Annotated in this window: 31 protein-coding genes; 19 read left to right on the forward strand and 12 right to left on the reverse strand. The window is 55.0% G+C overall.

Annotated elements, in window-relative coordinates; genetic code table 11:
• Positions 1-227: hypothetical protein (locus RTI30_RS05980; RefSeq protein WP_312283426.1), on the reverse strand; the 227-nt coding region annotated here is incomplete at its 3' end.
• A 76-nt stretch (positions 228-303) separates the two neighbouring features.
• On the opposite strand from RTI30_RS05980, the gene RTI30_RS05985 reads away from it, so the two are divergent.
• The 9 genes from RTI30_RS05985 (at position 304) to RTI30_RS06025 (ending at position 5,274) form a co-directional block, all read left to right on the forward strand.
• Positions 304-1,047 (forward strand): hypothetical protein, encoded by a 744-nt coding sequence (locus tag RTI30_RS05985; RefSeq protein WP_312283427.1) that lies wholly within the window; start codon positions 304-306, stop codon positions 1,045-1,047.
• A gap of 511 nt (positions 1,048-1,558) precedes the next feature.
• The gene (locus RTI30_RS05990; protein ID WP_312283428.1) at positions 1,559-1,699 is read left to right on the forward strand and encodes a hypothetical protein; all 141 of its coding nucleotides are present in this window, start codon (positions 1,559-1,561) and stop codon (positions 1,697-1,699) included.
• On the forward strand, positions 1,699-1,959 hold the full coding sequence (locus RTI30_RS05995) for a hypothetical protein (protein WP_312283429.1): 261 nt from the start codon (positions 1,699-1,701) through the stop codon (positions 1,957-1,959). The genes RTI30_RS05990 and RTI30_RS05995 overlap by 1 nt, the downstream gene beginning before the upstream one ends.
• Positions 1,946-2,164: a hypothetical protein gene (locus RTI30_RS06000; protein ID WP_312283430.1), complete on the forward strand. Its 219-nt coding sequence runs from the start codon at positions 1,946-1,948 to the stop codon at positions 2,162-2,164. The genes RTI30_RS05995 and RTI30_RS06000 overlap by 14 nt, the downstream gene beginning before the upstream one ends.
• 18 nt (positions 2,165-2,182) lie before the next feature.
• Entirely contained in the window at positions 2,183-2,674 is a 492-nt protein-coding gene (locus RTI30_RS06005) for a single-stranded DNA-binding protein (protein ID WP_312283431.1), read from the forward strand.
• Between the two features lie 14 nt (positions 2,675-2,688).
• Positions 2,689-2,961, forward strand: coding sequence for a TraR/DksA C4-type zinc finger protein (locus tag RTI30_RS06010; RefSeq protein WP_312283432.1), 273 nt, complete (start codon positions 2,689-2,691; stop codon positions 2,959-2,961).
• A gap of 248 nt (positions 2,962-3,209) precedes the next feature.
• On the forward strand, positions 3,210-3,578 hold the full coding sequence (locus RTI30_RS06015; RefSeq protein WP_215873915.1) for a hypothetical protein: 369 nt from the start codon (positions 3,210-3,212) through the stop codon (positions 3,576-3,578).
• Positions 3,562-4,500, forward strand: coding sequence for a phospholipase D-like domain-containing protein (locus RTI30_RS06020; RefSeq protein ID WP_312283433.1), 939 nt, complete (start codon positions 3,562-3,564; stop codon positions 4,498-4,500). Before RTI30_RS06015 ends, RTI30_RS06020 begins: the two co-directional genes overlap by 17 nt.
• A gap of 42 nt (positions 4,501-4,542) precedes the next feature.
• Positions 4,543-5,274: a hypothetical protein gene (locus RTI30_RS06025; protein WP_312283434.1), complete on the forward strand. Its 732-nt coding sequence runs from the start codon at positions 4,543-4,545 to the stop codon at positions 5,272-5,274.
• Between the two features lie 33 nt (positions 5,275-5,307).
• On the opposite strand, the gene RTI30_RS06030 is transcribed toward RTI30_RS06025, so the two are convergent.
• Complete coding sequence (locus RTI30_RS06030; RefSeq protein ID WP_312283435.1) at positions 5,308-5,490, reverse strand: hypothetical protein; 183 nt, start codon at positions 5,488-5,490, stop codon at positions 5,308-5,310.
• Positions 5,487-6,011 (reverse strand): hypothetical protein, encoded by a 525-nt coding sequence (locus tag RTI30_RS06035; protein ID WP_312283436.1) that lies wholly within the window; start codon positions 6,009-6,011, stop codon positions 5,487-5,489. The genes RTI30_RS06030 and RTI30_RS06035 overlap by 4 nt, the downstream gene beginning before the upstream one ends.
• 458 nt (positions 6,012-6,469) lie before the next feature.
• Between RTI30_RS06035 and RTI30_RS06040 the strand changes: the two genes are divergently transcribed.
• The 10 genes from RTI30_RS06040 to RTI30_RS06080 all read left to right on the forward strand — a co-directional run bounded on the left by RTI30_RS06040 (position 6,470) and on the right by RTI30_RS06080 (position 14,202).
• A complete protein-coding gene (locus RTI30_RS06040; RefSeq protein ID WP_312283437.1) occupies positions 6,470-7,669 on the forward strand; it encodes a nitrilase-related carbon-nitrogen hydrolase in 1,200 nt (399 codons plus the stop codon).
• A complete protein-coding gene (locus RTI30_RS06045) occupies positions 7,666-7,944 on the forward strand; it encodes a hypothetical protein (protein ID WP_312283438.1) in 279 nt (92 codons plus the stop codon). Before RTI30_RS06040 ends, RTI30_RS06045 begins: the two co-directional genes overlap by 4 nt.
• The gene (locus RTI30_RS06050; protein WP_312283439.1) at positions 7,941-8,225 is read left to right on the forward strand and encodes a hypothetical protein; all 285 of its coding nucleotides are present in this window, start codon (positions 7,941-7,943) and stop codon (positions 8,223-8,225) included. Before RTI30_RS06045 ends, RTI30_RS06050 begins: the two co-directional genes overlap by 4 nt.
• A complete protein-coding gene (locus tag RTI30_RS06055; protein WP_312283440.1) occupies positions 8,222-8,809 on the forward strand; it encodes a S26 family signal peptidase in 588 nt (195 codons plus the stop codon). The genes RTI30_RS06050 and RTI30_RS06055 overlap by 4 nt, the downstream gene beginning before the upstream one ends.
• On the forward strand, positions 8,809-9,333 hold the full coding sequence (locus RTI30_RS06060; RefSeq protein ID WP_312283441.1) for a hypothetical protein: 525 nt from the start codon (positions 8,809-8,811) through the stop codon (positions 9,331-9,333). The genes RTI30_RS06055 and RTI30_RS06060 overlap by 1 nt, the downstream gene beginning before the upstream one ends.
• The gene (locus RTI30_RS06065) at positions 9,330-10,112 is read left to right on the forward strand and encodes a ParA family protein (protein WP_312283442.1); all 783 of its coding nucleotides are present in this window, start codon (positions 9,330-9,332) and stop codon (positions 10,110-10,112) included. Before RTI30_RS06060 ends, RTI30_RS06065 begins: the two co-directional genes overlap by 4 nt.
• Positions 10,105-11,412 (forward strand): ParB/RepB/Spo0J family partition protein, encoded by a 1,308-nt coding sequence (locus tag RTI30_RS06070; protein ID WP_312283443.1) that lies wholly within the window; start codon positions 10,105-10,107, stop codon positions 11,410-11,412. The genes RTI30_RS06065 and RTI30_RS06070 overlap by 8 nt, the downstream gene beginning before the upstream one ends.
• A 68-nt stretch (positions 11,413-11,480) precedes the next feature.
• The gene (locus RTI30_RS14280; RefSeq protein ID WP_409449683.1) at positions 11,481-11,846 is read left to right on the forward strand and encodes a helix-turn-helix domain-containing protein; all 366 of its coding nucleotides are present in this window, start codon (positions 11,481-11,483) and stop codon (positions 11,844-11,846) included.
• Positions 11,756-12,730 (forward strand): tyrosine-type recombinase/integrase, encoded by a 975-nt coding sequence (locus tag RTI30_RS06075; protein WP_409449684.1) that lies wholly within the window; start codon positions 11,756-11,758, stop codon positions 12,728-12,730. Before RTI30_RS14280 ends, RTI30_RS06075 begins: the two co-directional genes overlap by 91 nt.
• Positions 12,731-13,050: 320 nt before the next feature.
• Complete coding sequence (locus tag RTI30_RS06080; RefSeq protein WP_312283445.1) at positions 13,051-14,202, forward strand: tyrosine-type recombinase/integrase; 1,152 nt, start codon at positions 13,051-13,053, stop codon at positions 14,200-14,202.
• 33 nt (positions 14,203-14,235) lie between these two features.
• Here RTI30_RS06080 and RTI30_RS06085 read toward each other — a convergent pair whose 3' ends face one another.
• The 9 genes from RTI30_RS06085 to tnpA all read right to left on the reverse strand — a co-directional run bounded on the left by RTI30_RS06085 (position 14,236) and on the right by tnpA (position 22,492).
• Complete coding sequence (locus RTI30_RS06085) at positions 14,236-14,595, reverse strand: hypothetical protein (protein WP_312283446.1); 360 nt, start codon at positions 14,593-14,595, stop codon at positions 14,236-14,238.
• 3 nt (positions 14,596-14,598) lie between these two features.
• On the reverse strand, positions 14,599-17,088 hold the full coding sequence (locus tag RTI30_RS06090) for a DUF262 domain-containing protein (protein WP_312283447.1): 2,490 nt from the start codon (positions 17,086-17,088) through the stop codon (positions 14,599-14,601).
• Positions 17,089-17,151: 63 nt separating this feature from the next.
• On the reverse strand, positions 17,152-18,753 hold the full coding sequence (locus RTI30_RS06095) for a type I restriction-modification system subunit M (RefSeq protein WP_312283448.1): 1,602 nt from the start codon (positions 18,751-18,753) through the stop codon (positions 17,152-17,154).
• A gap of 7 nt (positions 18,754-18,760) precedes the next feature.
• A complete protein-coding gene (locus RTI30_RS06100; RefSeq protein ID WP_312283449.1) occupies positions 18,761-19,141 on the reverse strand; it encodes a PIN domain-containing protein in 381 nt (126 codons plus the stop codon).
• Positions 19,138-19,389, reverse strand: coding sequence for a hypothetical protein (locus RTI30_RS06105; RefSeq protein WP_312283450.1), 252 nt, complete (start codon positions 19,387-19,389; stop codon positions 19,138-19,140). Before RTI30_RS06105 ends, RTI30_RS06100 begins: the two co-directional genes overlap by 4 nt.
• A gap of 50 nt (positions 19,390-19,439) precedes the next feature.
• Complete coding sequence (locus RTI30_RS06110; protein WP_312283451.1) at positions 19,440-20,192, reverse strand: restriction endonuclease subunit S; 753 nt, start codon at positions 20,190-20,192, stop codon at positions 19,440-19,442.
• A gap of 13 nt (positions 20,193-20,205) precedes the next feature.
• Positions 20,206-21,801 (reverse strand): IS66 family transposase, encoded by a 1,596-nt coding sequence (gene tnpC / locus RTI30_RS06115; RefSeq protein WP_312283452.1) that lies wholly within the window; start codon positions 21,799-21,801, stop codon positions 20,206-20,208.
• A 15-nt stretch (positions 21,802-21,816) separates the two neighbouring features.
• Complete coding sequence (gene tnpB / locus RTI30_RS06120) at positions 21,817-22,182, reverse strand: IS66 family insertion sequence element accessory protein TnpB (RefSeq protein ID WP_312283453.1); 366 nt, start codon at positions 22,180-22,182, stop codon at positions 21,817-21,819.
• Between the two features lies 1 nt (position 22,183).
• Positions 22,184-22,492, reverse strand: a complete 309-nt coding sequence (gene tnpA / locus RTI30_RS06125) for an IS66 family insertion sequence element accessory protein TnpA (RefSeq protein ID WP_312283454.1) — start codon at positions 22,490-22,492, stop codon at positions 22,184-22,186.
• Between the last annotated feature and the right edge of the window lie 88 nt (positions 22,493-22,580).

The following is a 22,580-nucleotide window of genomic DNA, read 5'->3' on the forward strand; positions in this document are numbered from 1 at the left end:
CAACGCCGAACGGCCACACCATCGACTCGGACAGAAACCACCGCTATCCTTCCTCCTCCAACATCTACCACAGTGCCAAAGGTGGTGGACGCATACAATACCTCGACCCGAAGACCAAGACGGTGTAGGATTTCAATGGGCGGCAACGCGCATTGCAGGCCGCGTAGCCGGAGTTGCCCAGCAGATTCTAGACCGATTCCCGGCGCCCAGAGATCTATTATCGCCATGACCCCTAACACCTACGTTTGCCCCATCTACCTTGAGCCAGTCAGCGGAACGGGCGAGAGATTGGCGGTAGGGGCAATGATTGGTCTGGACAATGCCGTTGAAGCCAAGAGAATCATCCGGGATGAAAACCTGGAGGCCATGTATGGCAAAAAGGGGAGCGAACTTGCGAAGTTGATTGACTTTGGTTTGGGGGCCTTGAGCAAAATCTCTAGCCCAAACTTGGAGTCCGTACCGGGCGGTGTGGCCGGCCTCATCCCCGGAGTCCCGCGTCACATCTACGCATCATCCTTCCAAGACGCAATGCGTAGCTGCGTGCTCATGTATTCCAGTCTGGGCACGCTGGAGATGTGGGATGAGGACCAAGAGGAAGACTCTCAGCGAGGAGAGCAAGCCTCTCAGACGTTTTACACCCAAGTCCGAGACGCTGTGCTTTTATCCCGTCCCAACTGGCGCCAGTACTTCAATCGCAAAATCCCTATAAGCTCGCACGGGAAACCGACGAAATTCGGATTTATCAATGAGCGATCAGTTATGCAGTTTGGCGTGTTGTCCGCCAGCAACCAGAGCTACGGATTGCGAGACGCCCAAGCAAAGCTCTGGCAGTTGGCGAGAGCAAGAGAATACACGGGTATCCGAAATAATGTACTGATTTTTGCCGTCCCAAGGCTTGACGACGCTACCTTGAGCGATGCCTTGCGCCTTTCCGTTAGAGAGAATATTGCCGAGGTGGAACGGGAGGCGGATGAGCACGGCCTGCGATTTGTGCATGTGCATACCGTAGATCAGGGCGCATCTGAGGTTCTGGAAAGGGCGGCCTGATCCTGCGCTTTTGTTCCTCCTCTTGGGCCATTTCCAGAATGACCCTCTGAGCGTCGGACGGGTATCGGTTGAACTGTTCGGCGGGAGGGAGAGGGCCAGACTGAGAGCTATCTTTCTCCGACAAGAGTAGCACAAACCGACGAGGGTGGAACCACGCCCCTATGTAAACTTTTACCAAAGCCTAAGGAAACCTTCTCCCGGACAATGTAAACCTTTTGCGCCTAACCTAGCATCATAAGCATTGCCGCGCTAGCCATAGAAGCGTTTTTGTGCTCTCTTATTAAAGCCGGGCTTGATTTCAGATTAAATCTTTGCTTTAATGGTCTATCGAAGCCGCCCTCCCGGGCGCGGCACATGGAGATCTACCGCCATGCAACGGGCCAAAATCAATGGTGAGTCAGCCAGCATCTGGCCTGACCTCCGTAATGACAGGGTTGTCCGGGGACTGACGCCTCACGCATCCCCTCGCCACAATCCGTCAGCGGTCGTCGTATCCTATCGGGATGGCGCCGTGCTGACCTTCCTCTTCGATCGCTCTACCACCATCACCGACCTGAACGCCATGATTGGCCGGGCCGGGCAGGTCCGTAAGGTCATCCTCTGGGAGGAGATGCCTGCCGATGGGTGGACCCAGTACAAGGCGGTGATGTGATGGCCATCATGTTACCTCGACTGGCAGGCATTATCCGCCGCCCCGACGGCAAATCCCTTCCCGTGCTCGGCTGTTCGGATATCGCAGGGAAGACCATGTTGCACATTCAGGGAACCGTCGATTTTTGGGCGACGCCCCGAGAACTCCACCGCAAGGGCTATCGGCTGATGGCCGCAAAGCCCTACGTCTGGAGCGCGTGGGGTGTTGGAACCTTGGCAACCCATCACTCTCCAGCAACGGAAGCCCATGCCAGTGTATGACTTCTCCAAGCCCGAAGATCGCGCCCTCTTCTTGCTGTCGCTTCCCCGTGACTGGATAGAGGTGCGCAGGGCCTGGCTGGAACGCTGGGAAAGGCAGTACGGAGATCAGTCGGAAACAAAGAGGCTGCTCCTCGATTGGTGGGATGGTCCCAGCCGGGAACCAGTCGGTTCGGCCCCCACCCAGCAGTTGGGTTTGTTTGGTTAATCGAAAAAGGAGAGTGTCATGGCAGGAGTTTGTAAGGTGATTCTTTTGGGCCATCTGGGCCGGGACCCGGAAATGCGGTATATGCCGGATGGAACCGCCGTTGCGACCTTGAATGTCGCGACATCCGAAACCTTCAAGGACCGCGACGGCAACAAGCAGGAGCGCACGGAATGGCATCGGGTGGTTTTCTGGGGCCGGACGGCAGAGATCGCGGGGGAATACCTGCGCAAGGGTAGCCAAGCCTACATCGAGGGCCGGTTACAGACGCGCAAGTGGACCGACAAGGACGGTCAGGACCGATACACCACGGAAATTCGTGGGGACCGGCTCCAGTTGGTGGGTGGCCACCGCGACGACGGGCAAGAACCGCGAGGTAGCCACCAAGGTGGTGGCGGAGGCGGAATGGAACCAGCACCTTCCGAAGAGTTCCCGGATGACGAGATTCCGTTTATCACGACAGCGGAACCCCTGTGCCAGCCACGCGGCCAGCTTGCCCGTGTGCGATTCTGAGGGGTGATCATCGCATGATTCACGGAGATATTGCCGATATTGCCGCAGAGCATGAGCAACGGGAACGGGATCTGGCGCTGGCCCGGTTTCGGGCCGTGCCTATGGAAGAGCCGGACGAGGACAGCAGCGGCAATCGTTACTGTCTGGATTGCGGTGAGATCATCCCCAAGGCTCGCGTAGCCGCCGTAATGGCGGTTCGCTGTGTGGATTGCGCGGGCCGCAGGGAGAAGATGGTGCGCATTCATGGCGCGGTGGGTAACGCTGCGAGCGAAGTGGACGACAGGTGATGTGAACGGTTGGGTGTGATTATGGATTCTCCCTGCGATACATACGTTAATCCTGCTTTGGCGGGGGCTTTTCGGAAGGGTGTCGTGGCGTATCGAGATGGGCAATCCATTTTCTGTTGTCCCTACGCGGACATTCGGAAAGTTGACGGGCGTTTGTCTTGGTCCCGCGCCTTTCGGAACGCCTGGTGTGATGGTTGGCGCTGGGCAGAAAGACATCCCGAGTCTCGAACCGTGGATAGGGTTTCATCGTGAAAATCGCATTAGATGCCGACGGTGTGCTACTCGATTTCTCGACTGTTTGCGAAGGCGCGATACCGAATCGTCCGGGGGCAGGGGCGGCGGGTGATTGTGGAGTGGGCGGAATGACGCTGCGGAAAGAACAAGGCCATCGCGTTTGCGAGCACGGCCCGGTGATTGGCTGGTATCGCGGATGCGAGATTTTCTCCTTTCTTCGCTATGCCAACGGCGACTACGGAGAGTTTGCGGGGATCGCTCCAGAGGGCAAGGACGGGGCCATCGTCCTGGCCGATGTTTTGAACGACAACGAGTTCCTAGTGTATCCAGGTCTAATTTATCGGCGGATATTCCAGGAGGTTAGCGATGTCCCTATTCATTGAACCCAATGCTGGGGTCTCCCCGGTTATGCAAGTTATTCAGTCGGCGCACCACGAGCTGGATATTGGCGTCTATTATCTGGACGACCGAAAGATTCTCGCGGCTGTCCGCGATGCGGTGCGCCGTGGGGTAGACGTGCGGATCATGGTGGAGCCGAAGCCCTACGGGATGAAGCCCTGGCAGGTGCGAAAAGAAGTCCGCGCCATTGAAGCGACGGGAGCGCATTTCCGGTATGTCCCGAGCCGCTTTGTGAGCCACGGCGACCGATATGCGTTCTATCACGCGAAGTATTGCGTGAACGGCCACGAAGCCGAGATCGGCACGGCGAACTTTGACTGGTCTGCTTTTCACCGGAATCGGGAATACCTGTATGTTACACGCAGCGTTGATGTAGTGCGGGCGGTTCAGGCTGTATTCAACGCAGACTGGAACCGTCAGCGAGTACCGGCCTGGGTACACCAGACATTGGTGCTCTCACCCGGCACGTCTGCCGCGCAGTTGCTCCAGGTCATCAATCAGCCCGGCCCTATCGACGTGGAGAGCGAAGAACTCGGACCTTATCGACCCATTCTTGATGCGCTGGCGGCCAAGGGCAAGGATCTTCGTCTGATCCTGCCCGCCAGCATCAATGCCCAGGACAAGCAGGACGTAGCTTTCTTACAGAACCATGGCTGCCAAGTCCGACTAATGCCGGTCAAGCCTCGTTACATGCACGCCAAGATGATCGTAGGTAATAGATTGGCGTTCATCGGCTCCGAGAACTTCACCCAGACGAGTCTTGAGGACAATCGGGAGATGGGCCTGCTGCTGAATGGTGCGGATCTCGAAAAACTCAAGGCGCAGTTCAATCGGGATTGGGCCATGGCCGGTGGCGGTGCAGGCGGATTGGTAGCCAAGGCCAAGGGCTGGTTATCGCGGTTCTGATTGGAGTGCCCGATCTACGCTCTTGGCCGAAAGGTGGAGGTTATGCAAGCATACGATGGGGCTGCCGGAGCGGCGGCATTCTGGATGATGTACTGGATGGTGGGTGATGGATATGGGCTCGCCACCATGCTCCGCGCAGCGCGCGGTGCTGTAGGCAAGGACACATCATCAAACTGGGAGGCCCAGAGGCTCGCGCGGGAGTATTTTCTGCGGTGCATCGCCTTCCCCAGGTGGGCAAGCCTTTTGATGTTACCGCTGGTCATTGGGGTACTGGCCTGTTTTGTAGGAACCCTGGCTTCTGGCAACCCGAGAGGGGGCTTCGTCGATGGCGAAATGGTGTGTGTTGCCCTACTGGCAATGATTTCCCTGTTACCTCTCCGGGAACCGAGAAAAGAGACGCTGGGTTCCCTGTTCGCCGGTGATGGCGGGGGACGGATGCGCAAGATGATTCAGGATATGCCGGTGTCTCAACCCATGCGGTGGATTGATGTGACGAGTCTGCGGCCTTCCTGGATTGGATTGGGGTTTTTTGCATCTGCCCTGGTTGGCGGGCTGCTGGTCAACTTCACGGGCATGTGGCAGGAGTTGTCGTTGCCGACAACGGCGCCTCTCTGGATTTTCACTTTCGCCAATCTGTTTGCCATTCCCATCTTCGTCGGATTCTCCGTGATTGGGCTTTTCCCCTGGCCCGCAGGGACAGTACGAGACGAGAACTACTATCCGCTACTGGTCTTGAAGCGGGCTACCGGATTGCCGAGCAAAGAGTTCGGATAGGTCGCTTGAAGCGACAGCAAACAACAGCACGCACTACGCAGCGCGCCGCATATCTTCGGATTCAGGCGGCGCAGAAAAAACATCACCTAGATTAACTCCGCCATCCTCAATCTTAGTGAGGACATCCTCCAATCGACGGATAAGAGCTTGTTCGTGCTTTTTCTGAAACATCCGAAACCACGAGACATCAGCACCTGTGGTAAATGTCTTAATCATTCCATCTCCTCTTCAACCTTAGCCACGGGGTAGAAAGACAGCCATCCACCCTCCATGGCAACACCAAAACCTATCTCCTCGACTGCATCGGCCAGTTCTTCGGCCATCACCTTCAGAACGCTCAAAATCTCACTGGATCGACCGTAGATCTTCACAACCCGTATTTTTTTTCCATCCTCAGTTAGGCTGCTGGCCAAAGCGAGAATTCCAACCACAACATTCACGACAATTTTGACGCGAACCCTTTTCTCGAAAGCGTTACTTCCAGGAGCCAACAATAAGTCAAGGACCTTAAAGGTTTTTAGAACCCCGTGGCCGGAAACCACAATTTGAACGAGGGCAAGAAGGCGCCCATCATCCTCAACGCCATAATAGGTAGGCTGGTAAGAAGGCCTATCAGATATTCTGCCATAACTGTTTGATTGCAATATGTTCTGTATTGTATCAGAGTAATACTCGCCGCCTACCGCCGACGACCACTCCCTCTCGGCAGCCTGCAACCTCTGCGAATCAAGTTCCACGAATCTCATGTACCTCAGGGTAAGTCAGGCCCCGGAGAAAATCAATGCCTACTCATCCCCGTGCTGCGGGTGGAATCCGGGATTCCACCCGCTGTGTCGCAGTGCCCGCTTCGCTTGCCTCCCCGGCGATGGGGTGGCTGCCCGGCAGCCACCTGCCGAAGGCTCCAAGTTGATCCACCCAACCTGGCACGTTCCCCACGAAGCGAATTGTTGGGAGCTACTACCCCACTCAGATTGGAACGCAAGATAAAGAGGAAATAGAGCGGTGGTTGTCGGTTTTTGAGAGCCGTGATGCAGCCCTCGCTTCGCCTGCATCCCCGGCGATGGGGTGACTGCCGGGCAGTCACTGCCGTGTCGTTGGCTTTGGCGTGAGGCCTGCGCTCTCCTCGGCGACGGGGAGTGAGTTTCGGAAACTCGCCCGCTTCGCGATCTCGGCTTCTGTCGGTCTATACCCAGACATGAAGCAAGTCACCCATCACCTACCCCCGTTTCTGATCGGCACTGCTATCGGCTGGTTCGCCTGGCCTCACGCCATTTGGCTGGCTCCGGCAGCATTGGTGGCGATTCCCGTCGTTGCTTCCCGTGGCTGGGCAGGACCGTTTCTGCTGATGCTCGGCTATCACCTGGCAACGACTTGGGGGCTGATTCATGGGACGGCGGTTTTCTTCCCCACTGCCGGTGTATTTCTGGGCTTGGCCTTCTGGGCTGGTTCTTCGCTGATCTTCGCGCTCCCTTATCTTTTCTATGGCCGTATTTTCAAACAAGCCATTTCGTTGCTTCCGGCACCTTTCGCCGGAGTGTTGACCACGGTTTTTCTGTCCGCCATCTCCACCATCTTCCCTCCGCTGGGAATCATCGGATGGACCTCGCCCTGGCTGGGCGCTATTTCAGCGGGATGGGCGGGTGTCATGCTGGTGATTCTGGGAATCGCCTTCGCAACCCTGGGCCGGAAACAGGCGGCTGCGGGACTGGCGATTGGACTCAGCACAACGGCCACCTTGTGGGCGGGCTCATTCGCGCTGGCGGCAGGTTCTCACGCCCCTGTTGGATGGGTAGGGGTGAACACCAACCTGGGGCATCTGGATTCGCCACTGTCCTACATCGAGGCCTCGATGCGGCTGGAGCGTGGCACCATGGCGTTGCTGCACAAGGGTGTTCATGTCGTTCTGCTGCCAGAGATGGTAGCTGGCCCCTGGTGTGCCGGGACAGAAGCCATTTGGAGGCCTGTGGTTCGCTGGACTGCCGCCCACAGGAGCCAGACGGTTTTTGTGGGGACCTTCGCCCCCCACGGTCGCGGCTACGTTGACGCGCTCGTGCAGATCCACGATGGACAGACCCATGTGCTCCCCGATCATATCCCCGTCCCATTCTCCATGTGGCACCCCTGGCAACCCGAGGGAAGTTTTCGCATGGCTCCCTTTTCCCGGAAACCGGAAATGACCAAGGTGGGGACCCTGCGGGCGGGGTATCTGATTTGTTACGAGCAACTGCTGATGTGGCCTGCGCTGAATCTGGCGTTCCAACGGCCACAAATCCTCCTGGCTCCCGCAAACGACTGGTGGGCCAGGGGCACAGACATCCCGGCGATTCAGCGGGCATCTGCCAAGGCTTGGGGAGCTTTTCTGGGGGTGCCCGTTCTCTTCGCGGTGAACCAATGATGCCTGCGCTATCTCAGACCCGCTCGGTCTATACCCAGTGCATGAAAGCGAAAGCGCTATTCCGAAAATGGGATGCTGCACTGATCCGGTACTTCGAGCGTCCCGGCCCCCGCAAGGTGGCCGGGGTCCTGCTCTGGACCGCCACGCATCTGGAAACCCTGTTTTTCCTTCCGTTCCGGCTGTTCTTTGTTCCCATGGCCTGGGTTCTGGATCGCCACGGAAGGAAGGTGCAGGAAATTCGGGACCGGCTACGGGACAAGGGGAACTATTCATGAACGGTAGAGAAAACGCGGCAATACATGAGGCGGTACGCTGGGCCTGCTGGGTGCTCGACCGTACCGACATGCCCAAGAAGCAGGTCTTTCGCCGGGCTTCCCTGCGCTTTGGCATACCCGCAGCCGTCGTGGAGCGGGCCGTAATCGCAGAGCGTGGCCCGGATTATTTGAGCGAGCGTTCGGAGCGGATGCTCTCGAAATACCGACCCCAATATGCTGCCGATGCCTGCGTGTCGGCTCGTGGCCTTCGCCCCTTTGATCAGCACTGGAGGGGCCTGTGAAGAACGCCAGAGCTTGGGGAAAACGGCTGCTTTGGTGGTGGTTCTGGGCAACCATCACCCTGCTGTGCCTGGCCGCTGGTGTGGGGATCTGGATGCAGCACGAGCGCCTGGTATTGAACCAGTCCACCTGTGAGCCATTAGGGCTTTACCGGCTCATCGGCAATCCCTATCCGCTGCACGATGGGGAACTGGTGGAAGTCGAGCTTCCCGATCCCACCACGCATCCTGCGGTGGCCGAAGGTCTCCGGGATCACTGGTTTCCCCAAAACCAGCCCTGGATCAAGCAAATCGGGGCATTGCCCGGCCAGACGGTCACGCTCTCCCGTCAGGGAGTCTGGGTAGACGGTCGCTACCTGCCCAATTCGCGTGTGGACCGGCGCACCCCGGGTGGCCGGAGCGCCATCATTCATTACCCATTCGGCACCTACCACCTCAAAAGCGGTCAGGTCTGGCTCTATGCGCCGGGGAACTATGCCTTCGATTCCAGCTATTACGGGCCGGTGTCTCAGGGCCATATTCTGCAAGCGGCACAACCGTACTGGATCATCCCCGGCAGTCAATTCTGGTTACGGAAGGGGGATTGATGGGGCTTTCCAAAAAGCATCAGGGCTACGCAAATGAGGCAGCCTCGTTCAGTGCTTATACCCCCAGTGCGGTACCAACGGAGCCGGAGCCCCTGCGTGTGCGGCAAGCAGGGGGCAGTCGGTATGCCGAAGTCGCTACCCGCCTGCCCGTGAAGCTGCACCTGTACACCAAGGCGCTGGCCTTTGCCCTGGGAAAGACGCTTAAGTCCATGGTTCAGGACTGCGCGGAGCAGTTCCTGCGCGAAGCGCCGTGGAAATCTGGCCTCCGTTGGCGGCCAAACCAGGATCGGACTTTCGGGATCTTGGATAGAGGCAGCAAAACGGTCACGGGCTGGATGCAAGCTAACGTGCGTGTCCGGTACGAGACCGCCATGCGGCTGGAGGCCCTGGCCGCCAAGGAAAAGATCAGCGTGTCGAGCCTCTGCTACACGATGCTCTACTGGTGGGCCTGGTATCAATATCCGCCTGCCTACGAACGGGAACGGCGGGCGAAAGCTCTTGCGAACAAGGGGGATTCCTCATGAAGTTCATCACGGTAACGAACCAGAAGGGCGGGGTTGGGAAAACCGCCATGTCCCTGCACATCGCGGAATACGCCGCGCGGGCCAGGGGAGTACGAACGCTGCTGGTCGATCTCGACGGCCAAAGAAACGCGACCTTTCTGGCAACCGGGAGAGCGCGATACGAAGAGGGCACGGTTCTGGATCTGTGGGACGATGAATCGCCCGTTCCCAAGCCCATTGCGTCGCGCATGTCGTTTGACGTGCTGCCCGGCAATGAGTTCGCGGCTGAGGTGGAAAAGCAATCCGAGGAAGAGGCTCAAATAGCACTGCACCGGCTGCACTCTCTTGATTACGACCTGGTGGTGTTCGACACCCCGCCCGCCGTGGGGGCACGGCAGGTGGTTCCCATGCAACAGGGCGGATTGCTGGTGGTTCCTCTGGAGCCGGAGATTCAGGCAATCCAGGGTCTCGCAGGCCTGCTGCAAATCTGGACGAACATTTCCCAGGAGATTCCTCTGGCCCTGCGGCTCGTGGTCAACAAGCGCATCAAGAACTCTACCCATCAGGAAGCGATTCTGGACACGCTCCGCCGTTCCCCTGCGGCGGGGCCGCACATGCTTCCGGAAGAATTGACGGCACGCACCCTCGTTCCCAATGCCCTGAAAGACGGAAAGCCAGTATGGGATTACGACCGCAGTGACCCCGCAGCGGCAATGTGGGCGGTGGTCTGCAAGAAGCTCACAGAACAGGTTTTGGCGGCAGACGACACAGAAACCCAGGAGGAGACAGCACATGGCTAAGGTCGATATCAGCAAGGCGATTCAGAACAATGTCACCAGGATGGCAATCCAGGACCTGGAGGCCGCTGTAGCCAAAAAGCCCACGGACAAGCCCCAATCGGTCTATCAGTTCCTGCCGCTGGATGCCATCGAGCCGGACCCCGACCAGCCACGGCGCATCTCGGGGATGCCCGATGGGGATGACCCGCATGGACTGGAGGAATTGGCGGGCAGCATCCTGGCGCACGGCGTCATCCAGCCCATTACCGTGCGCTCTCTGGGCAGTGGCCGCTATCGCATCGTCACCGGCGAGCGGCGCTGGCGTGCCGCCAAAATCGCCCTGCAATCGGGGGAGCCCTGTCAGCGCAAGGGGTATGACCTGGCACGGATTCCGGCAGTGCTGGTGGCTCCCGAGTCGGAACATGACCGGCTGGAAATGCAGATGGTGGAAAATCTGGCGCGGGAAGATATGAGTCCGCTGGATACCGCGAGGGCACTGCAAAAGCTCATGGATGAGACTGGCGTACCTATGCGGGAGTTGGCTCGGCGGCTAGGACGATCTCTGGGATGGTTGCAGCAAATTCTGAATGTTGCCAGCCCCGAAGCCCTGGAGATTTCTAATCGGATCGGTATGCCGATCGATGAGATTGGTCAACGCGATCTGCTGCGCATGAAGCCCTGGCTCGCCGATGAACGGCAAGCCATTCTGGAGGCAGTGCGCGTGCGGATTGCCCAAGGCGAGCCCTACACTCGCGCCTTGCTGAATGAGGAAGCCGACCGCTATGAACTGGAGGCTGCGCTGCAACTCCAGGGGCGAAGCTTATCTCTGAGCGACTTGCGGACGCTCCAATCCTGGCAAGCCGATCCCGAGAAGGCGGCGGCGCTGGCACGGGTGCAGGGCGGCATGAGCCTTGCCGATGCCCTGGCGAGTACCACCGCCCGATCGGACCATGCCGACCAAAAGTCAGAGCCAGGCTGGGAAGCCGAAACCCCGGCCAGTTCCCGGCCCAGCGATCAGGATACAGCGGAAGATTCAGGCGATGCCGGGGACGTTGAGGATGTTCCGACAAGCTGGAGCCCGGCAGCGGACCAGTTGGAGTCAGAGCCCAATCGGACCAGATTCGAGCGGCAAGATGCACAGGAGCCAGAAGCCAGGCCGGACACGGCGGCGGAACAGACTGACCGGGGCCGGATTGACTCCCTCACGGTCGTGCTATCAGGCGAGATGATCGACTTGATCTTCGAGAAAGCGGGTCTGGACCGTCCCTTGGATCTGGATGAGGCTGCCTTACTGGATGCCTTGGGGAGGGCCTTGTCGTGAGCGTTCGCCACCCACCGGCAGGCGGCCCCGTTTTCATGCCGCACCACCCCATGTGAGGGAGATTTGCCATGCCTGCACCATATCCCTACAGACGGACCCTGGACCTTGAGGAAGCCGCAGCTTTTCTCAAGGTCAGCAAGGAGACATTGCGCAGGAAAGCTGCCCGAGGCGAAGTCCGGGGAGCCAAGCCGGGGAAGTGCTGGGCCTTCCTGGAGGACGATCTTGTCGCCTATCTCCAGTCCCTCTATCCTGAAAATCAGGTGATGCACAAACCCGAGGATTCATGCTCTACAAAAGAGGAAAAACTTGGTGGATCGATATTACCACTCCGAAAGGTCAGCGAATTAGACGATCTGCTCGCACATCCATCAAAACTCAAGCCCAGGAACTCCATGACAGACTTAAATCCGATCTCTGGCGTCAAGCGGAACTGAACGAAACCCCAGATTATCTTTGGGACGATGCGGGTGCCAGATGGCTCAAAGAACACACACATAAAGCCGATTTCAAACACGACATAGAAAAATTGCGGTGGTTGCAGCCATTTCTTCGCGGTGTTCCGCTCAAAAAAATTGATCGCGAAACCGTGCTGAACATTGTTCACCAAAAAAGGCAAGAAACCACGCCAGCAACGGCCAACCGATACTTAGCCTTGATCCGGTCGATATTGCGAGCTTCCGTTGAATGGGGTTGGATTCCTCAAGCACCGATGTTGCGCCAACTTCCAGAGCCAAAGCGTCGCATTCGTTGGCTAACCAAGGACGAAGCACAAAGACTGTTAAACGAGCTTCCTGCCCATCTTCGCGACATGGCAGAATTCAGCCTAGTTACCGGGCTGCGTAAAGCAAATGTAACTGGTTTGCAATGGTCACAGCTAGACCTGGATCGTTGTGTTGCCTGGATTCATCCGGATCAGGCGAAAGCCAAAAAAGCAATAGGTGTGCCACTAAACGATCAGGCCGTGCAGATTCTGAAGCGACAAAAGGGTAAGCACCCGCAATACGTTTTTACGTATCAAGGGAATCCCGTCTTGCAAACAAACACACGGGCTTGGGGTAAGGCTCTACGCAGGGCTGGTATTTCGGATTTTCGCTGGCACGATCTTCGACATACCTGGGCAAGCTGGCATGTTCAGGCGGGCACGCCTTTGCACGCCCTTCAGGAGCTTGGCGGGTGGGAGTCTGTGGAGATGGTGCGTCGATACGCTCACTTGGCCCCTGAGCATCTCCATCTTTACGCAGGGAACGCCCAGGTGGAGACCAAAAGCAGCACGTCACAAACATGTCACAGCAGCGATGGGGAGGAACCGGATAACTAACGTAACTTATTGATTTATTGGTGGCGCTTCAGGGACTCGAACCCCGGACACGCGGATTATGATTGCGTAAAAAAAACTCTTTTGTAATCATGTAGTTAGCTCTAATCAACTGATTTTCCTGTTTTACTCTGGTTTACTGGATGTTACTATTTTTCACCAAAAACTACCCAATTTGAGAAGAACTACACAGGCCGTGCAGGGGGCTTATACCTGCGGATTTTAAGCGGTGCAGATCGCATCCTGTAGTACTATTTTTCTCGCTTGATTCTTCTCTCACCTATGGCAACAATCATGGTATACCATGATAACAAGGTGAGCAGATGGCATCGGTTTTCAAGAGTGGCAAATACTGGCGGGCGCAGATTCGCAAAACGGGTTATCCATCCATCTCCAAGACCTTTGATACCAAGGCAGAAGCCTTGGCGTGGGCAACGCAGGTAGAAGCAAAATGGGATACCCAGGCACCCGAACAAGTCTATCAAAGCCTGTTGGCTAGGGATTTGACCCTCAAAGCAGCTTTGGAGAGATACAAAGCAGAGGTATTGCCAAGCAAAGCGAAAAAAACCATCCGGCGAGATGAGGGCATCATTCGTTGGTGGCAAAGTAGCATCTGGCAAACAACCCCCTTTTCCAGTTTTAACAGTATGCAACTGGCCGCTGCGATCCGTGCTTTGGAAAAGGCGGGGCAATCCGCTAGTAGTATCCGGCTTTATGTTGCGGTTATCTCCCACTTGTTCAACATTGCCCGCAAAGAGTGGGGGTTCACCGACCTGATCAACCCCGCCCAGCTAGTCCGCAAACCCAAAGTAGAGGATGCTAGAGATCGCCGCCTGGTCGGTAACGAAGAAGAGCGAATGTTAGCCGCTTGTGCTGCCAAAAACCCAGAACTGGCCGATTTCGTTATTATCGCCATTGAAACCGCCATGCGTCAGGGGGAAATTTTCGCCCTGGAGTGGTCATGGGTGGATTTTGACAAGCACACCATCAAGCTGCCTGCAGAGATTACCAAAACCAAAAGAGGGCGAATCATCCCGCTGTCCGAGAGGGCCGAAGAGGCCCTGCGCCGTCAACATGCCAAGACCAAGCATACGGCCCGCGTGTGGAGCTACCTCAACCAAGACGGTATGCGGGCATCTTTTTTCAAAGCCCTCAAGGTAGCCGGTATAGATGGCCTACGATTCCATGACCTACGCCACGAAGCCACCAGTCGCCTCTTTGAGCAGGGAAACAATGCCGCCGTCGTCCAAGCCATTACCGGCCACAAAACCGCCCAGATGCTGCAACGCTACACCCACCTATCCGGCGAATCACTGGTAAAGGCAATCCGCAAACAGGATACCGATGTAGTGGTAGCTGCTCCGTCCTCCCCTACGCAGACAAATTCCAAGCGCCCCAAGTTTTGCCCGCAATGCGGAACCCCTGTTGAGCAAAAATGGCGCTTTTGTGGAGAATGTGGTGAGGCGCTAGCATAGACATAATTCATATTCTGGGGTTCAACCTCCAACTCAAGCGTGCTCTTCACAACAAACTACATACCATCGTTTTTTCTGGACTACCTTACCAGGCTTGCCGCAGGTCTCGCATTTGACTTTAGAGCGCTGACTAGCCTCCTCGATTGTGGCCTCCATCTCATCTGTCAGGTTTTCACCGTACCAGCAAAGAAAAGCGAATTTGCTTTTGACCTGGGTGGCAAAGGGATAGTGCTCTGAGTTTTTTGGAATATCCCCAGCCAGGCATTCGAGTTGGGAGGAGAGTTGATCTAGAAGATCAAACCAACCATCGCCACATTCAATGCCGAATGGTAACTCATGACGGTAAAGCTCAGGGTGATCATCGATAAGTTTTTTCTGTAGTTCAGGAGACATTGCTTATCCCATTTTATCACAATCTTGCGTTAGTGTTGGACAAAAGCTACTTATATCAAGGTTTTGATACCATAACTGATAAATAAAAAATGTTCGATGAATTGCAGCTTGCAAAAACCTATCACAATTAGCTTCAAATTCGTTAGCAAAAAAATCATTTTTCCTTAGTTTTGCCAGTATCAGAAACTCAGAATTTCCCGGTATGCAGCAATTCTCTAGCAGATTTGTGTAGCTAAGACCATATTCAGGCAACTGAAGATCCTGCTCTAATACAAAGTCATCGCCTTTTGATCGATTGGCCTCTGCAGGCCAGACTCTCATATTGCCATTACTGTTCCTCCAAGGTTTTAGATATTCAGGTACAGGCGCATAAGTGGAGCGATTATCGAACCAGTTTGAGGGAAGGATATGATCAAGATCCCAGGGAACATTATGATCTTCTATTCGGTCGATCTTTGTTGGGTCAAACCATGAAAAGGCGTTATTTACAAAAACTCTTTGCGCATAAAATAGCAGTCGTCGATTCTGGATCAGGTTTTCAAATAGCTTATATGCAACATTCTTATTATTTAGTTTAGATTGTTTTTCAATGAATGTGTTTATAAGGCTATTCCCACCTTCAACTACATCTTCAAAGTATAGATGCCAAAAATATTTTTGTTTCTTTTTTTTGTATGTTAGCAGCAGCTTGTTGAACTCAGAAGGTTCCGGTAGCCAAGCTGCGGCTCTATCCTTTGTGTGGCATAATAATTGTTTATAGTTCTCTCTGCAAAAAAAGTTTAACAGATCTGCTTCCCGATTTTCAGCGTTACCGTCTTGGATTATATCTATAAGATTATCTCCAATAATATTAGCACAAGTTGCTTTGTCTGGCGAAAACCACGCGATAGCAGTAATGAATCCGAGCGCTCTTCTATAATATTGCTCAGAATCTAATCGATGTCGGAGATACTTTTCAGTATAGAGCAACCATAGAATAAGAATTATTATTAGAGAATCATTCTCCCTAATAAGGTTTACAGCAAGCACTGAAGGCAAGCGCCAGTCGTTTACACTTGCTTGCTCTCCTTTAATTACAAAGGTCTCCCATAACAGATTGACAGCGTCAGAGGCTAATTCTTTAACTCTCTCACCTAGGGATTTGCCTGATTCTTCGTATTTTCTCTTGGCAATTCTAAATTGAGATATGTTTAATCCTGTAGTTACCTCTCTTTTCTTTTCGTTGGTATCCATCAAGAGTACCAACCGCACAAGGATAGAGGCCATTTTTGTTGGGTTAGTTAAGTATTTATCCCTAAGAATATCCTCAATTACTTCTGCAGCATCGGGCCATGCAGACTTGAGCATCGAGTAATTAATATCCTCGGCTGTGAGAGCGGTCCCTTGGGTGTTGATCCGTTCAAAAAGGTTGAAGGCCGGGTCGTTATCGTCTTTTTTGTTTTCACTCTGACTGTCCGATGGGTTGTGCTCACTCTCTACCGTATCAATATCAAGAACTGGAGCGGGAATCTCAGCTACACTTAGTGCCGAGTCCAAGCCATTGATCAGTATCTCAAATGCAGTCCCAGCGTCACTATCGGTGCCGCCCAAGATCTGATCAACTCTCTCCATCTTATCGAGGCCCAAGTTGATACTGGCATCTTCGGTTTTGGCCCTATAGATTCTCCATAAGGCCAATCCTTGCAACCTTTGGAGCAGCCCCTGTTTGACTCTATTGATGTCAATGCTGCCAACTTCCATCAGTACCTGCATCAACAAAGGTAGTGGCACAGGTGCTTCGCAGTCCCATGGCAGGGAGAGATATGGAGGAACTTGATAAGGCTTTAGGGTCTCTATGTTCTCTGGAAAATGGCTCCTGTACTCCTCAAAGCTCTGAAGCTGCCCCGCTGCCCATTTGAAAAAAGTATGGGCTGATCGCATTTTGTCGGCTGTCAACCTGGTTGGTACGGAGCTTTTTTCAGCGCTGCGGGAAAAGCCCCATGGATGGGACTTACTGGTAACGCGGAAGAGAAAACTCCGATCATCCCCCAAATCCACCTTGCCAATATCTACCCAGAGTGTGCGCCACCCATCATCCGTTACCGCCTGGGGAACAGACCACACATCTTTGAACCCTAACGCGATGGAGGTTGCTCTCTGCTGCCCATCCAGTAAAAAGAACTGTTCCTCCTCACCAGGACGAATCTTGGAACGATTCAACGACACTGAGCTATCAGCGCCGTCCTTCCTTGCGGTTTTCGGATCGCTATCTTTTTGCTTTTGCAACATTAAAGAACCAAGTGGGAATCCTGTAGCTATGGAATCCCAAAGTCTCTCGATTTTATTAGCGTGCCAGACAAAGCCCCGCTGGATTACAGGAAGATCGGCCCAAACATAGCCTTCATCATCGCGTAGATAGTCCTTCATCGAATCGCCAAGCCACCACCAGGCGATCTCGCGGATGCTCAGGATTTTGGTGTGCTTTGTAGATTTTGTGTTTGCGACCGCTTGCATGTTTTCTCCCTTGATTGCTCTATTGTTAGGATTACCAGCCCAGTGATGCTGGTCACTTTGTCGCTACAGCAACTCCGGCAACCCCAACTCCCGCAAAAACCCATTGTGCCGTTCCTTGGCCTCTTGGATGCTTTGCTCGATCTCTTGCAGTTCCCGGTGGACTGCTTGTAGGTCAATCTCCTCTTCGGGCTTTGCCGTACTGACGTAGCGCGAGATATTGAGGTTGTAGCCATTTTCCTCGATCTCCCGCATAGCAACACGGCGGGAATAGCGCTCTTCTTCTTTGCGGTACTGGTAGATATCGAGAATCTTCTGGATGTCCTCTGGGCGCAAGTGATTTTGGCGTTTGCCCTTCTCAAAGTGTTCGGCGGTATTGATGAACAATACGTCATCAGGACGCTTGCACTTCTTGAGGACCAGGATGCAGACGGGGATGCCGGTCGAAAAGAACAGATTGGCAGGCAGCCCAATGACGGTATCGATGTTCCCGTCCTTGAGGAGCTTGGTGCGGATTCGCTCCTCAGCACCGCCCCGGAACAGTACCCCATGGGGTAGGATGATCGCCATGACCCCCTCTGGCTTGAGGTAGTAAAAGCCGTGGAGCAAAAAGGCAAAGTCGGCAGCGGACTTGGGTGCCAGTCCGTAATTCTTGAACCGCATGTCATCGGCCAAGGCATCGGTGGGCTCCCAACGGTAGCTGAATGGCGGATTGGCAACAACGGCGTCAAACTTGGGACTTCTGGCCGGGTTGCTATCCCGCAAATAATCCCACTCATTGGTGAGGGTATCGCCGTGGTAAATCTCAAACTCGGAGTCCTTGACTCCATGCAGGAGCATGTTCATCCGGGCGAGGTTGTAGGTGGTAATGTTCTTCTCTTGGCCGTAGATTTTGCCAATGCCATTGGCTCCCATGCGGTGGCGGACATTGAGCAACAAGGAACCAGAGCCACAGGCAAAGTCCAGGACGCTCTCCAGATGCTTCTTTTTGCCGGTAGTGGGGTCTTGGCTGTCCAGGGTCACGATCCCGGACAAGATAGTAGAGATTTGTTGCGGGGTATAGAACTCTCCGGCTTTTTTGCCGGACCCTGCGGCAAACTGGCCGATGAGGTATTCATAGGCGTCCCCCAGGCTATCCCGCTCCGTCGAGAATTCCGCCAGGCCCTCGGCAATCTTGGTGATGATGGTACAGAGTTTGGCATTGCGATCCGCATAGCTTTTGCCGAGCTTTTCGGAGTTCAGGTTGATCTCGGTGAACAGCCCGTTAAAGGTGCTGGAAAAGGACTCGTTTTCGATATAGTCAAATCCCTCTTGCAGGGTATGCAGGAGTTCGGAGTTTTGGGTGCGGGCCAGCTCGGCAATACTGCCCCAGAGAAAATCTGGCTCGATGACATAGTGGACCTTGCGGCGCATTTGCTGCTCAAAGGCGTCGATGTCACCGGGATTCTGTTCATACCAGACCGCCAGAGGGGTGCGCCGGTCCCCATCAGGTAAAACCGGATAGTCAGGGCCTAACTCTCGCTGTGCGGCTGCCTCGTAGTTGTCGGACAGGTAGCGCAGGAACAGAAAAGAGAGCATGTAATCGCGGAAGTCATCTGCGTTCATGGCCCCGCGTAGTTGGTCGGCAATGGCCCAGAGGGTGTTCCCTAGTTGTTTGTGGTCCGTCATGATGTTCCTATGGCTCTGTTGCTTGGCCCATGCTCCGCTGGAGCTTGGCATCAAAGGTAAAGACTGTTTCCTGGTCGATGAGATGACTGGCCCATAGCAAGGTATCGACAAAATCCAGCTTGCTGCTGCTATAGAGCTTCAGGGCACTCAAGAATCGGGCGGAGTGATCCATAAGCACCAACCCTTCCAGGAGCAGGCTGGTAAGCTGTGCCTTGATCTCTTGGCGATCTACCTTGTAGACCTTTTGCAGTACATAGACCACTTCACAGGCTACCTCGATGGGCAGTGTGACGGTCTGTTGTTCCAGAATCTCGGCGGCTTTGGCAGAGAGTTCAGGGTGATCGTCCAGGAGATACCGCAGAATTACATTGGCATCCACCAGACTCATGAAGAACTACCCTGAAGGGAATCACTCACATCGGCCAACCACGCCCCTTCCTCCAAGGGGATCAACGAGGGATTGGCATATTTTTTCAACGCCCCGCGCAGGCTGTTCTTGGCCCGTTTGGCAGGCTGGTCCTCTGGCGTACCAGTGGTCAAGACGATGACCTCGACCTGCTGGCCCCAAAAGGCACGGGGCAGTTGCAGGTGAATCTCGCCGTCAATGGCTTGTTGGATAGTGCGGATGGCTTCCAATGAATGCTCCTTGTTCCTGTCATCTCATGCCGCACGGATTAGCGGCTAGTTCACCCAGTAATAGTATCAGGTACGGGAAAAAGCTGCTGCATGAGGCCCTTCTTGTGGGCCTTGAGGGCATCCACTTTGCGGGCTTGAGCTGTAATCAGGTCGTCGATGGATGAGAGGCAAGCGGCTATTTTTTGTTGTTCATCTTTGCCAGGAATAACAATCGATATTTCCGCCAAATCTGATGAATTTATTGCAGGGTAATTAGACCCAGTACATTTTTCAATAACTTTTGCGACAAAATTATCAGTATGAACCGCGTGATAAAGAAAATCGTTTGACTCATAGGCTCTTAGTTGAGCATAACCTGTCGATGCAACATAGCTAATACCATCTTTAATCTTAAAAATAAAATTATTACGCTGATATGGTCGAACAATCTGATAAATTATATCGCCGTAGCGTAGAAACCTTTGCGCCCTACTCGGTGCATCACTTAGATTGATAATTTTTCTAGCAGTAAGCGTCCCAGATTCAACTGACCCCAGATCAATATAAATAAATTTCTCAGGTAAATCTTGTCCACCAGGATTAATATCACAAGCATCCTTTAGTTTTTTCTTTTCCCACTCCCCCGCATCCCTAAACTCCGGGAACCGCAGTCTCGGAACCGTCTCTCCTTCTCGTGGGAAAAGATCCTGCATCAGTCCCTTTTTATGGGCTTTGAGGGCGTCTAGTTTTTTTGATTCTGCGGTAATCAAGCCATCGATTGATGAGATGCAAGAGGCTATTTTTTGTTGTTCGTAAGCGGTCACCACGCGGCGTTATTCAGTGTCGTCCGCGGATGCGGTATAAATCGGAGCGTAGGAGGTTCTCGGCGAAGTGTTCTTTCCACAATCGGGGAGTGAGTTGGGCCACATCTTTGGCGGGGTGCGTGCCAACCCGCTGGAGCACGTCCACGAGGTAATCGTAGGGGTCGACGCCCTGGAGCCGGCAGGTGCTGATGAGGCTCTGGATGATGCCGAGATGCTCGGCTCCGAGCTCTGTCCAGCAGAACATCCAATTTCGTCTTCCTACCGCTATGGGCCGAATCTGTCTTTCGACCCCGTTCGTGTCTATGGGCACGTCGGGATCCTCCAGGAAGACCTGGAGGGGTCCCTTGCGGCTGCGGACATAGAGAAGAGCCTTGGTGAAGGGATTGCTGGGTAGCAGCCCTCTATCGAGCAGCTGTTGGTCTACCCAATCGAAGAACTGCGCCACTCTGGGCCGGGTGTGGCGGTAGCGATACTCTCGCTTTGCCTCGGCCGTGAGACCTTGCTCCCGAATCTCTTCTTCGATGCGGTAGAAGGCACGGATCTGCTCCAAGGCCTCGGCCACCCGCTCGGGTTCGTGAGCTTCGGCCTGGACGAACTCTCTTCTGCTATGACTCCAGCATTGTGCGTGGACCAGACCTTCGCTTTCCTTGTGAAAGCGGGTGTAGGCGGCGTAGCCGTCGCTGAGGAGTACGGTGCCTGGCTCCAGGGGACCCAAGAACTTGCGGATATGGAGGGTTCCTCGGGTTTCGGCATAGGGGAAGCAGATCTCTTGGCGCTCGCCCAAGACGGGCCAGAAGTAGCCTTGGTGCATCTTGCCCTTGCCGGATCGGCCAGCCTTGATGGGGGTTTCGTCCATGGTCAGGACGCGGGACTGCCGGATGCTCTCGAACTGGGCTTGGTAAATAGGGGACAAGAGCAGGATGGACCGCTGCACGAGTTCGGTAAGCCAGGAGCGACTGACCCGCAGCCCCTGCGCCATCATTCGCTGGTGTTGGCGGTAGAGGGGCATGTGGTACAAGAACTTGTCGAGCAGAACGCCGGCGAGCAGGCTGACGTCAGCCCGGCTGCCTTCCAGCACGCCGACCGGCGCCGGAGCAGCGTGGAGGGTTTCCGTTTCCCGGAGCTTGATCACGGGTCGTTCGTACTTGAGGAGCACGTAGCTTCCCGGGCGTTGGGCTAACCGATAGGTGATCTTGGTATCGATGATTTCATAGGCACTGGGATCGAGGCCTTCTGCCTCGGGTGCGGGAAGCAGGATGGTTTCGGTGGGAATCTTGCTTTCGTCGAAGAAAGGCAGGCTCTCGGCGCGCTCTTCCGGGCGCTTCGGTGCCACACGGGTATGGGCGGCGACGCTGCGCACTGGGGCTGAGGGCGCCGGATCCGCGGTAAAGTCCTCTCCCAGGCTCAGCTGTCCTACGGGAGGGGGAGGAACGCGGCGTTCGCTTTTTTGGCCGAAGAGCTGGCAGCGGAACCAATCGAGTTGCCGCTGCAGGTCTTGGAATTTTGCTTCGAATTCTTCCCGGATGGCGGCATTGAGCGCCCGTTGCAATTGCCAGGCAGCGAGGGCTTCGGGGTAGGTTTTAGGTACCGGGATTTCTGCCGTTTCCATTGCAGAATCATAGCATTACCTTGCCGTTTCTGCAAGTTTTTCGCGGTCTTGGCGATGATATCGACGCCGCTGTCGCCCCACCTCGATGCCCTCCAGCAGGAGCTTCAATCGGGTCCAGTCCAACTCTGCAGCCGGTGGCTTGCGCCAGTCCCAGAAGCGCCCGCGCTCTAGCCGTTTTCCCCAGAGGCTGTAGCCGGTCCGATCCCAGTACAGCACCCGGATCTGGGTAGCGCGGCGGTTCACAAAGACAAAGCAATGCCCCGACAACGGGTCCTGGCCCAAGGTATTCCGCACCAAGGCCGAGAGCCCGTCGAAGGACTTGCGCATGTCCACCGGCGCTTGGCAAAGAAACACCCGGATTCGGCCCTCGGGGAAAAACATCTCAGCCCCGGCGAATGGAAAGGGTACAGCCCGCGCCTAGGTCCAGGCGAATCTCCAAGGGGAGATGCGCCCCGGCAGCGCCCTGTCGGTCCAACTCGAGCTCTACGAAAGCGGGGCTTTGACCAGCGCCCAGCTCGCGTAGGGAACCCTCAGCCGGCACCAGCCGGCGGCGCCAGTAATAAAACTGGGAAAGAACGACTCCTCGCTCTGTACAAAAGCGTGGGATCGACAATCCGCTGTTCTTCTGTTCGTCCACCACCGCCTGCCAGTATGCCGCCCTATCACCGTTGTTGCTATTTGCTGTATCCATGATCGTACCCTCCAAAAAACAACAGAGGCGACAGTTTGGACAACGATCACGGACAAGAAAAGAACGCCGCAGAGCGAGCGCTTACGTT

The sequence above is a fragment of the Candidatus Igneacidithiobacillus taiwanensis genome (genome assembly GCF_031962545.1).
Lineage (GTDB): Bacteria > Pseudomonadota > Gammaproteobacteria > Acidithiobacillales > Acidithiobacillaceae > Igneacidithiobacillus > Igneacidithiobacillus taiwanensis.